Annotated in this window: 9 protein-coding genes; 2 read left to right on the top strand and 7 right to left on the bottom strand. The window is 73.3% G+C overall.

The features are described 5' to 3' along the window. A partial coding sequence (locus AB0I15_RS66130) for a Clp protease N-terminal domain-containing protein (protein WP_358120859.1) occupies window positions 1-656 on the bottom strand: 656 nt, incomplete at its 3' end. Then, complete coding sequence (locus tag AB0I15_RS66125) at window positions 656-1,507, bottom strand: hypothetical protein (protein ID WP_358120857.1); 852 nt, start codon at window positions 1,505-1,507, stop codon at window positions 656-658. The genes AB0I15_RS66125 and AB0I15_RS66130, both read right to left, overlap by 1 nt. Window positions 1,508-2,093: 586 nt before the next feature. Here AB0I15_RS66125 and AB0I15_RS66120 point away from each other — a divergent pair. Then, the gene (locus AB0I15_RS66120; RefSeq protein WP_358120854.1) at window positions 2,094-3,104 is read left to right on the top strand and encodes a squalene cyclase; all 1,011 of its coding nucleotides are present in this window, start codon (window positions 2,094-2,096) and stop codon (window positions 3,102-3,104) included. Window positions 3,105-3,319: 215 nt separating this feature from the next. Here the strand turns inward: AB0I15_RS66120 and AB0I15_RS66115 are convergent, their stop codons facing one another. Beyond that, window positions 3,320-3,736, bottom strand: coding sequence for a hypothetical protein (locus AB0I15_RS66115; RefSeq protein WP_358120851.1), 417 nt, complete (start codon window positions 3,734-3,736; stop codon window positions 3,320-3,322). A 118-nt stretch (window positions 3,737-3,854) separates the two neighbouring features. Then, window positions 3,855-4,334, bottom strand: coding sequence for a hypothetical protein (locus AB0I15_RS66110; protein WP_358120848.1), 480 nt, complete (start codon window positions 4,332-4,334; stop codon window positions 3,855-3,857). 314 nt (window positions 4,335-4,648) lie between these two features. Here AB0I15_RS66110 and AB0I15_RS66105 point away from each other — a divergent pair, with 314 nt between their 5' ends. Then, on the top strand, window positions 4,649-6,982 hold the full coding sequence (locus AB0I15_RS66105; RefSeq protein ID WP_358120845.1) for an L-tyrosine/L-tryptophan isonitrile synthase family protein: 2,334 nt from the start codon (window positions 4,649-4,651) through the stop codon (window positions 6,980-6,982). Window positions 6,983-7,018: 36 nt separating this feature from the next. Here AB0I15_RS66105 and AB0I15_RS66100 read toward each other — a convergent pair whose 3' ends face one another. From AB0I15_RS66100 to AB0I15_RS66090, 3 genes are read right to left on the bottom strand one after another with little or no spacing between them, the layout of a single operon-like run. After that, window positions 7,019-8,212 carry an ATP-grasp domain-containing protein gene (locus AB0I15_RS66100; RefSeq protein ID WP_358120843.1) on the bottom strand — a complete coding sequence of 398 codons (1,194 nt, stop codon included), beginning with the start codon at window positions 8,210-8,212 and terminating at the stop codon, window positions 7,019-7,021. Continuing rightward, the gene (locus AB0I15_RS66095; protein ID WP_358120841.1) at window positions 8,209-9,480 is read right to left on the bottom strand and encodes a condensation domain-containing protein; all 1,272 of its coding nucleotides are present in this window, start codon (window positions 9,478-9,480) and stop codon (window positions 8,209-8,211) included. Before AB0I15_RS66095 ends, AB0I15_RS66100 begins: the two co-directional genes overlap by 4 nt. Then, on the bottom strand, window positions 9,477-11,207 hold the full coding sequence (locus AB0I15_RS66090) for a non-ribosomal peptide synthetase (protein WP_358120838.1): 1,731 nt from the start codon (window positions 11,205-11,207) through the stop codon (window positions 9,477-9,479). Before AB0I15_RS66090 ends, AB0I15_RS66095 begins: the two co-directional genes overlap by 4 nt. Window positions 11,208-11,372: the final 165 nt, after the last annotated feature.

Genomic DNA, 11,372 nt, shown 5'->3' with positions numbered 1-11,372 from the left:
TCGCCGATCAGCACCGGGTTGTTCTTGGTCCTGCGCGACAGGACCTGCATCACCCGCTCGATCTCCTTCTCACGACCGATCACCGGATCCAGCTTGCCCTCACGGGCGGCCTGGGTCAGGTTACGGCCGAACTGGTCGAGCACCAGGGAGGTCGACGGGGCCGAGGCGGACGACGGCGAGTCATCGGCCGCGCTCGCGCCGGTGCGCTCCTGCCCGCCCTGGTGTCCTTGCAACATCTGGACGACCTGCCGGCGGACGCGATTCGGCTCGGCTCCGAGTTTGACCAGCACCTGGACCGCCACACCGTCGCCCTCGCGGATGAGCCCGAGCAGCATGTGCTCGGTGCCGATGTAGTCGTGACCCAACTGCAGAGCCTCACGGAGCGACAGCCCGAGGACCTGCTTGGCTCTCGGGGTGAAGGGGATGTGCCCCTCCGGAGGCGTCGCACCCTGGCCGATGACCTCCTCGACCTGCCGGCGTACAGCTTCAAGACCGATGCCGAGGCTCTCCAGAGCCTTGGCGGCCACACCCTCACCCTCAGAGAGCAGCCCGAGCAGAACGTGCTCAGTGCCGATGTAGTGGTGGTTGAGCATCTTGGCCTCCTCATGGGCCAGGACGACAACACGCCTCGCTCGGTCGGTGAACCTCTCGAACATCAGATCTCCTGTCGGGGCTGAGCCCGGAAAGCGAGCACGACCAGGTCATCGGGGTCGGCGGCGATGGTCGAAGCCACACCGTCGGGACGTACGGCATAGGCCCGGGGCGGGCCGGTCGGCTCCCACGCGGCGCTGATGATCGTCGCGGTCGCGCCGGTGTGGGGCCCGGCGGCGATCCGCACCCGTGTGCCGGGCGCGTGGCCGTCTTCGGCCATCACCAGCAGGGCGTCGAGGATCTGCCCGGCACCGTCGAAGACGCCGTCGAGGCGGAGCCGCTCCCAGCGCCGGGGAATGTGCGGGGTCACCATCGCGGACAGGCGTTCGGCATGGTCGCGGGCGGCGGGGTGTGGGGAGACACGGGCGGCGGCCAGCGCGGTGGTCGCCTGCTCACGCAGGACCGACAGATCCTGGTCGAGCATCAGGCGGGCCGTGCGATCCAGCAGGGAGCAGACGATGTCGACGGCGGTCTCCTGGCCCAGCTCGGCCGCCCAGGCGAGCTCGCGGAGCGAGGGCACCAGGCTCCGCGCCTGCTCGGCGATCATGGTGTAGATCAGGGCCAGCACGTCAAGCCGCGCCTCGCCGTGGTAGAGCGCGCCGACACCGCTGCCGCTCTCGCCCCGGGTGGGCGGGAACCGCTCGACCAGATGCCGCGCCCGCCCCCAGGGCACGTCGGCCGCCACCCGGGTGTCATGGATCCGCTGCTCGACCGTGCGGCCCGCCCGGCGGGCGATCAGCATGCGCCGATGCCCGTCCGTGCTCGGCGGATAGATGGTGCGCCCCTGGCTGGCCGGCCCTTCGAACGCACCCTCCGGGAAGGCGTCGAGCAGGCGTCTGGCAACGGAGTAGGGCACACCCGTGAGTGCCGCTTGCGCCCGGATCGCCCGCCTGCGCGCCCGGCCGGACACGGGACGGCGCCATGGCCGCCCGTCGTAGGATTGAGCGCCTGCCCCGTGGTGCTGATCTTCTGCCATCATGCCTCCGGCAGGACCCCACGCCTCCCACCGATCAGGCGGCACGATCAGGCCGCACACACGGGTCCCGCGCGCTGAGTCGGCGACTCTTGGCCATCATGCGCGGTCCGCGTGGGAAACCGCGCCAGGCGCCGGCGGGCGCTCCGCCTACCGACACCATAACTCCAGCTGGTCTCGGCTTGGCGGGATTAAGCCAGTAGCCAAACTCGGAGCCCGATCTCAGCGAGGGAGAGGGCCGCCCCGCATGAACAGGGCCCGTTAAGCGGGCCCGCACGACCGGCGCCCGTTAGGCGGGCCGCACGACCGGGGTCCGGGAAGCGGGCGTGCTCGACCCGAGCCCGTTAGGCGGGCCCGCACGACCAGGTCCCGGGAGACGGGCCCGCACGACCAGGGCCGGTGAAGCGGGCGTGCTCGACCTGGGCGCCGTCGCTGTCGCGCCGTGAACGATGCGGGCTAGAGTCGCTCCATGGTGACCGATGCCCTGATCGCATGGCTCAGCGACTCGGATCCGGCCTTGCGCTGGCAGGTCGAGCGCGATCTTGCGGGCGAGCCTCCCGAGGTGTGGCAGGCTACGCGGGCGAAGATCGCGACCGAGGGCTTCGGCGCGCGCCTCCTCGCCCTCCAGGACCCGGACGGCCAGTGGGCGGGCGGGGCGTACTTCCCCGCGGACTTCGACTTCCACGGCTCTGAGGCGGGCGAAGCGGCCAGTCAGCCCTGGACGGCGACGACGTGGACGCTCAACACGCTGCGGGAGTGGGGGCTGGACTCCGCCGTCCTGCGCGAACGCCGTACGGCCGGACTTCTCGCCGAGAACAGCCATTGGGAGTACGACGACCTGCCGTACTGGGGCGGCGAGGTCGACTGCTGCATCAACGCCTACACGGTCGCGAACGGTGTGTGGCTCGGCGCCGACATCACCGGCATCGTCGACTGGTTCCTCGAGCATCGGCTGCCCGACGGCGGCTGGAACTGCGAGTGGGTCGAAGGCTCGACGCGATCGTCGTTCCACTCGACGCTCAACTCCCTGAAGGGGCTGCTCGCCTACGACGTCGCCACCGGAGGCACGGACGCGACCCGCGCCGCACGGCGGTCCGGTGAGGAGTATCTCCTGCGGCGGAGGCTTTTCCGGCGTCTGTCCACGGGCGAGCCGGTGGGGCCGTGGGCGGACCATTTCGCTTACCCGTTCCGGTGGTTCTACAGCGTGCTCAACGCGGCCGAGTACTTCCGGCAGGCTCGTCTGCATGACGGTGCGGCGCCGGATCCGCGCATGAGCGAGGCGATCGAGATCGTCCGCGCCGCCAGGCAGCCGGACGGTGCCTGGATTCAGGCTCGGCGGCACCCCGGGCGGGTGTGGTTCGAGGTCGACGTACCGGCGGGGGAGCCGTCGAAGTGGCTGACGTTGTACGGGACGCGGGTGCTCGGCTGGTGGGACTCCCGGGAGCAGGACGTTCCGCCTCGGCGTGCCGCGGGCGGATGACGCGCCGGGTCGCCACATCGGTGCCCATGCTGCTTCGGGGTTCCAGCCTGCACGGCTGATGGGGGTTTGCCCATGCTCTAGGCGGACTCCGATGCGGCTTGCCCGTGCTCAAGGCGGACGCCGATGCGGCTTGCCCGTGCTCAAGGCGGGCGCTGGACGTCGCAGGGGTCGTGGGTGCGGTGCGGGTGGGCGGTGGCCGTCCTGTTGGTGGGCTGCTATCTGCCCAGGCAGGCGGCGTGGGCGCCGTGGAGTGCGCTTTCCTTGTCGACGGCCCCTATCAGCGCGTCGGGCTGCATGGCGGAGGCCGCATGGACGAGTTGCCAGGCGACGTCGCTCCAATCGCCCTGCAGATGTTGTACGTGCAAGGCTGCGGCCTCCAATGACGCCTGATGCTTCGCCTGCCAGCGGTCCGACGGCCGCACGGGGTGGGCCAGCTCCGTTTGGAGGGTCCGGTCGTTGTCCTGGTCGGCGCTCGCCATGGCGTCCTCGTAGGCGGGGATGAAGACGCGGCACGCTTCGATGATCTCGGTCGGCGGTCGCTCGGTGGTCAGCATGCCCGCCGCCACGAGGATGCCGACGACGACGGCCGCGGTGATGACGACCGTTGAGGCGGCCGCGATCGCAGGCTTCATCTGATCCCTTTCCGAAGGTTTCCCTGCCTGGGCATCCGGTTGACGGGCGGGGAGGTTGGGCTTGTGGTCGGTCCCGGGCGGGCGGCCAGGGGGGCGAGGACCGGGCGGGCGGTTGATCTCATCGGCGCCAGTGGCCGGCGCGGCAGACGTAGGTGCGGCCGTTGGACGCGACGCCGACCGCGCCGGGCGTGCCGCAGAAGCCTCCCGGGTGTGCCTTCGCGAGCGGGGCCGGCTCGGACTTCGGCTCGGCCCTGGTCGGCTTCGGGGTCGGGGTTCGCTTGGGCTTGCGCTTCCCCTTGCTCGGGTCCTGGTCGTCGCGGTCTGTGGCCCGGGTGACGCCGTCGCCGTCGGCGTCGGTGTCCCGGCGGTCTTCGATGCCGTCCTCGTCGAGGTCATCAATGGCTTCGGGCTGCCGGGTGACCGTGGGTGTGGTCGTGGCCGGGACCGGTGTGGTCGTGGCGATGGCCGGGGCCGGTGCGGGCGTGGCGCCTCCGCCGAACAGGACGTTACAGCCGCCGATGATGAGCAGGACGGTCACGAGGAGGCAGCCGCATCCTTTGGCCTGGTCGCGGGTGCCGGCGGTCTTGGCGCTGGGCATGGGGCCTCCTCGGGGCGAGCACGGTCTGTAAGTGTGACGCTGCCGCGAGTGATGTGGTTGGCGTGGGGGTGACGACAGATCCGCATACAGCGGGTGGGGGCGATCGTCAGAGACCGTCCAGGGGGTTCTGTCGCGAAGTCCCGCCGGTGGAGCCGGGCGTGCGCGCTCGGGCGGGATGCCGGGGTCGGTGAAGGCGCCCAGGGTCGGTGAAGGTGCCGGGGTCCGTGAATACGCGGCGACGTCGATTTGAATACGCACGGTGATTCACTGGCCGGGCAACGGACGGGCGGGACGGCTGATTGCGGGGGACCGTTATGAACATCGATCGAGCGTGCGCACCACACGAGACCGTCCTGCGGGCCGACCGGTCGCCGGCCGGCGGGTACGACCGGTTGCGGTCAGTGATCGGCACCGACCCGCTCCTGCGCCTCTACGCGGCGCTCCCAGGCGACTCCCCCGGTACGACCTGGCCGGCCCATCCGGGCTTCCCGGACGGCACCACGACCGTATCGATCGCCACCATGACCGCGAGCCCCGCCCGCTTCCAGGCGACGACCGGCGACCGCTGGCAGTGGCCCGTCCACCCCTTGTGGGCCTTCACCGAGTACGTGATCCGCCCCCTGATGACGGCCTTCCGGGTCGCGCTGGACCGCTACGACACCCTGCTGGACACCGACCCGCGTCACCTCGCGCTCGAGGTCACCGGAGCCGGCCGGGCCACCGGGCGGGTGGTGGTCACGGGAGTGGTCGCGCCCTCGGCGGGAGACGTGCACCGGGCCGCCCGGGACCTGGCCAACGCCCTCGGCCTGCTGACCGAGTCCGCGACCGCGACGCTCCCCCGCTGGCAGCTCCCCCGTCACGTGCACGCGCACGTCTGGCGGATCGTCGAGCAGGAGCTGCGCTTCCTCCGCCCGGAGACGGCGGCGCTGCTGCGCGGCGGCCATCCGTTGGGTCAGTACGTCCACAGCGTGCCGGACCAGCACGATCACGCGCTGCGTCAGGTGCTCAAGCTGGTCGCGGAGCGTGACCTGCGCCGGCGTACCGACCCGGCCCTGCCTCCACCGGCGGTGCTGGTGAATCTCGACGGCTCCCTGCCCGCCGGTCTCGGCCGGTTCGTCCGCGATGTGGAGGACCACGGCGGGACCGTGACGTTCGGCGCAGCGGCCCACCAGCGCGAGCGGATCAAGGACGCTCTGGCCCAGTGCGGCCTGCCGCGCCCGCTCCTGTTAACCGGGGCGCGGCGCGTCGAGGATTTCGCGGCCGTCGTCGACCGTCCCGACACGCTGGAGCGCAACCCGCACCCGTCCGGCCCGCCGCACGATTGCCGGCTCTCGCACGGTCATTCGATCGCCGAACTGCCCGTCGGTGACCTGCGGGTGCGGCCGGTGGTCGCCGAGCACGCCGTGCGCCTGTCGGCCGCCGACTCCGCGGCCCTGGTGGACGGCCTGGTTCGGGGGGCGCGGGAGGCGGCGCACGGCACGGCCGAACGCGCGCTCCGTACACCCGCGCCCGCCGGGGAGACGTCTCACGAGCGCGCGCTCCGGCTCGTCTGCCACATCCTTACGCGCAAGCAGTTCCGGCGGGGCAGCCGCGGCGCGTACCCGATGGCGGTGGCGGCGCGCGACATGATGCCGGCGATCCGCCGCGGCGAGCCGATCCGGATGGTGCTGCCGGCCTTCCCGGTCAAGCAGGCCGACAGCGGTCTCAAGGCGTTCGGCACGCTGCCCGACCTGGCCGAGCTCGCGCTGCTGGTCCGGCTGCTGGAGCTGGGCACCGCTCTGGCCGGGGTCTATCCGCCCGGCGCGCGGATCACGCTGCTCACCGACGGCAACCACTTCCGGGTGCGGCCGCGGGCGCTCACCGGGGCCTACCTCCGGCGGATCGCCGGCTACCTCCGCCTGATCGGCGGCGAGCCGATCATGGAGTTGGAGGACGTCGACCTCGCGGCCGCACGACTGCTCGGAGCGGACGCCGTGCGGGCGCGGCCGGGCCTGCTGACGACCCATCGCAGGGCGCTGGAGCACGCGTACCGGGACCTGGACATCACCGAGGACCCGGTCGGCGTGCTGGCCCGCAGCCGGGCGCTGGATCCGGCGGGGCCGGGCGCGTCCGGGGTGACGGTCGCCGACATGTGCCGTTCGCTGGTGCATTCGGTACGGGTCCAGCCGCCCTACGGCACCGACCGCCGGGAGTGGTCCGCGCTGCTCTACGCCGACCTGTACAACGTCGGCGACGCGGTCGCCCCGATGGTGGCCCAGGGGCGCCGCGAGATCCTCAGGGGCGCCTGGGCGGCCGCCCTCCGCTACGTGGCCGTCAACCGGACCGACCAGGATCTGGGTTACGACCGGATGTTCGCGCCCAGGGTGCGGCTCACGCTGAGCACGTCCGTGCCCGGGCGGTGCGGGTTCGCGGGCCTGGGCGGGTCGGCGGTGCCGCCGTGGCAGGGTACGGCGGCGGTGGACGCGCACGGTCACGTGTCCACCGATTTCGCGATCCATCTCCTGGATCAGGGCTTCGTGCCGGTCCACTCGCCGCTGCAGGGCGGCGACCAGCCGTGGTTCATGGCTCCGGTGACCGCGCTCCGGCCCGCCGCTCCCGCCCGTCTGGAGCCCGGCCACCTCGACCGGGTACGCCTGCGCAGCCGCTGAGCGGTCAGACGGTCAAGGCGCGGGCGCTGGGAGCGGTCAGGCCACTTCCGGCGTGCCCATCAGCCTGCCCAGGTCGCTGATCGCCGCCCGCAGTTGCCCGGTCAGCGGCCCGGTGTCGTCCGTGGACCAGCCGAGGGCGTAGCCGGCCCTGGCCCAGTTCGCGGTCAGCGGCGCGAGGCGGCAGCCGGCCTGCGCGAGCTGCCTGACGATCTTGACGTACGGCCGCCCGGCGGTCACCTCCACCGGGGAGACGGTCCGGCGTACGGTGCCGGAGGCCAGCAGGAACCGCACCTCCGCCCTCCGGGCGCGGGCCGGCCGGTCCGCCGTGAGCGGCCGGCCCAGGGCCAGGCGGGCCTGGTCGAGGTAGAGGTCGCGGCCGTGCACCGCGGCCACCAGTTCGGTGATGAAGTCGCCGGCCGGGCGTACGGTCGCCTCCAGCAGGACGAACCGGGCGTCGTCCACCTTCAGCTCGACGTGCAGGACGGCCGACTCGACCTCCCACGCGGTGACGAGCCGGTCGACCAGCGCGCTCACCTCGGCGCCGGGACGGTCGGCCTGGCCGGTGGCGTGGGCGACCTCGAGAAAGCCGGTGGGCCCGCCGGTCTCCTTGCGGGTCAGCGACGTGAAGACGACCTCGCCGCCGCGTACCACCGCCTCGACGCTCACCTCCGCGCCGGGCAGGTACTCCTCCACGATGCCGGTACGGCTCGGCGAGGTCGCGCGCACCCGCGGCCACCGGTCCAGCGCCTCGTCAAGGGTGTGCACCGCGACCACGGCGGCGCTTCCCGCGCTGTCCAGCGGCTTCAGCACGGCGCCCGCGCGACCGGCGGCGAAGAACCGGCCCAGATCCTCGGGACCTCTGACCGCCGCGTACCGGGGCCCGGCCAGGCCGTGCCGCGCGCCGATCTCGCGCTGGCGGACCTTGCTGCGGGCGGTGCGGGCGGCGTGGACGCCCGGACCGGGCAGGCCCAGTTTCCGCGCCACCGTGGCGGCGGTGACCAGCGCCCCCTCCGCCAGCGTGGTCACGCCGTCGTGTCCGGCCGCCATGCGGACGAGCCATTCGGTGTCCGCGTTCTCGTCGCGGACCTCGATCGGGTGGAAACGGTCGACCACGTGCTCGTAGCCGCCGGCGCTCACCCCGTCGGCGAGGGTGACCGACAGGCCGGCCCGCGCCCATGTGGCGAACGCCCGCTCGCGGTGCGGGTCCGCGCCGATGACGAACAACCTCACGGGGCCATCCTCCGTACGAACCAGTCGAGATGGGACGTGGTGCTCTCCCAGAGCGCGGCGACGTCCGCCGCGCCGTACCGCTCGGGCTTGTACCGCAGCGTGGCGCTCAGGCCGCCGTCGTCCCGCTCGGTCCAGTACGACAGCAGGGAGCCCTCCTGCCGGCCGAGGTTGACCGGCAGTTCGCTCACCTCGGTGCCGGCGAACGGCAGCGGCCGCAGGGCGGTGCGCATCCGCAGCGGTTGCGCGTTGAACGCCAGGTACGGCAGCGACAGCGGCCGGCTGAACAGGTGCGGGACCGCGTCGCCCACCGCCAGCGGCCACGGCACCCGGGCCGCGTCGAGCGCCGCCACCATCCCCGCGTGGAACGAGCGCAGATGGTCGCGCGGATCGGCGTGCCTGGCCGGGGTGACCACGGCGACCTGGCTGGAGAACCAGCCCACCGCCCCGTGCAGGTCGGCCCGGGGCCGGCCGGCGACCACCATGGTGGCCGCCTTCGGGAAGTGCCCACCGAGGTCGGCCAGCGCCGCGTCCAGGGCGGCCAGGACGACCTGCGTCCGCGTCAGCCGGACGTTCCTGGCCACCCCGAGCAGCCTCCCGTAGGAGTCGGCGTCGAGCTCCCGCGTCACCGGCACGGTACGGCCCACCACGGCGGTGTCCGGACCGGGCGGGACGATCTGTCCCGCGACCTTCCGGCGCATCCGCAGGCCGGGCCCCGACTCCAGATAGTCGTTCTGCCGCTCGACGAAGGCGGCGAAGCCGCCCTGGGCCGGTGCCGGCTCCTCGACGCCGGCGCCGATCTCCCGGTCGTAGAGCAGGCGAAGGTCGCGGACGAGGAGCCGCCGGGACCAGGCGTCGCACACCAGGTGGTCGGCGATCAGTCCGAGCAGGATCTCCGTCGTCTCCGGTCGCGAGATCGCCACGAGTCTGGCCAGCGGCCCGCGCTCGGCGTCGAAGGGCCGTTCGGCCTGCCGTACGAGCACCTGCCGGGCGTCGTCGGCGTCCCGCGGCGCGGTGTGGAGCTCCAGGTCCGCCGGCTCCGCGGGGTCGAGGTGCCACAGCGGCTTCTCGCGGTCGAACGAGGTGAGCAGGACCGGGTGCCGCCGTTGCAGGTGGTGCCAGGCCCGGTCGAGCGCCGCCAGGTCCAGCCCGCCGCGTACGCGCAGCGCGGACACCGAGTGGAACGCCCGATAGACCCCCGCCCGCTCGTCCTCCACCTGCTGCAGCAGCCGGGCCCGCTGGCTCCACGACGGGGTGATCGGGCCGCTCATGCCAGGCCCCGGTGCACCAGATAGCGGGAGATGTCCTCCACCGTGGGATGGTCGAAGACCAGGCCGAGCGGGATCTCCCCGCCCAGCAGGTCCTCCAGGCGCGCGGCGATCTCCATCGCGGACATCGAATCGACTCCGAGCTCGAACAGGTCCGCGGTGACCGGGACCGCTTCGACACCGAGGACCCGCCGGCAGGTCTCGACGACCAGCGCGTTCCCGTCGCCGGGCGGGGCGTCGACCGGCTTGGCGGGGGCGCGGGTGCCGGCCTGCTCGCGCAGGTCCGTGCGGTCCACCTTGCCGTTGGGCAGCAGCGGCAGATCGGTGAGCAGGACGAACTCGTCGGGCACCGCCGCGGCCGGCAGCTCCCGCACGATCGCCTCCCGCAGGTCGCGGACCGGTGGCAGCGCCGGGCCGGCCACGAGGAAGCCGACCAGGCGGACGCTCCCGTGCTCGTCCGCCGCGTCGACGACGGCCGCCTCCCGGACGCCGGGCACGCCGCGCAGCACCCGCTCGACCTCCGGCGGCCGCAGGCGCACGCCGCGCACCTTGACCTGCTGGTCCAGGCGTCCGAGCAGGTGCAGCAGCCCGCGCTCGTCCCACCGTCCCACGTCGCCGGTGCGGTACGCCGGCTCCCCCGCCGGGGTCGTCGCGAACGTGCTCGCGCCCGTGCCGAGGTAGCCGAGCGAGCGGTACGGCGTGGTCAGCACCACCTCACCGGGCTCCCCCGGCGAGGTGGGGTGCCACGAGCCCGGCCGCACGACGCTCGCGGAGCACCCGGGCAGCGTCCGCCCCACGGGCAGCGGGCCGGCCTCGGGCTCGGGCGGCACCTCGTAGAAGCACTGCGCCAGGGTGGTCTCGGTGGGACCGTACAGGTTGACCACCCGGGAGCCGGGCGCCACCCGCCGTCGCCAGTCGCCGACCAGGTCCGTGTGCAGCGGCTCGCCGGCGAAGAAGGCCACCCGCAGGGTCGGCACCCCGGTCTGCGCGGCGTCGGCCGCCAGCCATCGGCGTGCCAGGGAGGGCACCACGTGGAGCAGCGTGATCGCGTACGTCCGGGCGAACGCGAAGACGCGCTCGGCGTCGCGTGACCGCGACCCGGGCAGGCAGAGCGTGGCGCCGCTCACCAGCGGGGTGAACAGGTCGCGCAGCACCACGTCGAAGGACCAGCTCGTGAGCTGCGCCATCCGGTCGCCGTGGCCCACCTCGAAGGTGTCGCGCTGCCAGCGCAGGAAGTGGGCGAGCGAGTCGTGCGCGCCCAGCACCGCCTTCGGGCGGCCGGTGCTGCCGGAGGTGAAGCAGACGTACGCGGGCGCCCGCGGGTCGAGGCCGGCCGGTGCGGCCAGGGGGCTCGGCCGGTCCGGGAGCGGCACCCTGCGGCCCGGGTCGGACACCCGCCACTCACCGTCGTCCGCCCGCACGAGGAACCTGGCCCGCGCCGCGTCGATCATGGTGTCGCGCAGCTCCGGCGACAGCGCGGGGTCGATGGGCAGGATCACGCATCCGGCGTACAGGGCGCCCGTGAGGGCGGTCACCGCCGCCGGTGTCCCGGCGCCTTCGACGGCCACCACCTCGCCGGGCGCGGCGCCCAGTTCGCGAAGCAGGCCGGCGAACGTACGCGTCCGGCCGAGCAGTTCCCCGTACGACAGGGCGCCCCTCGGACCGTCGATCGCCACCGCCTCGGGCTGCTCGGACGCGACCGTTTCGATCAGGTGCGGAAGAAGATCCATCGTTCATATCCGTCCGTCGGTGTCATGTCTCCTGGCCCGCCGCGCCTGCAGCGTCAGCACGGCCCCCGCCACCGCCGCCCAGCCCAGGCCGACCGCGGCCTCGGCGGCGGCGTGCCCCTGCTCCTGTGACCACCGCGGAGTTCCACAGGTAGTAGCCGAAGGGAT

The organism is Nonomuraea sp. NPDC050643, from assembly GCF_040654715.1.
Taxonomy (GTDB): Bacteria; Actinomycetota; Actinomycetes; order Streptosporangiales; family Streptosporangiaceae; genus Nonomuraea.
This window is presented reverse-complemented; position numbering and strand designations above follow the sequence as displayed.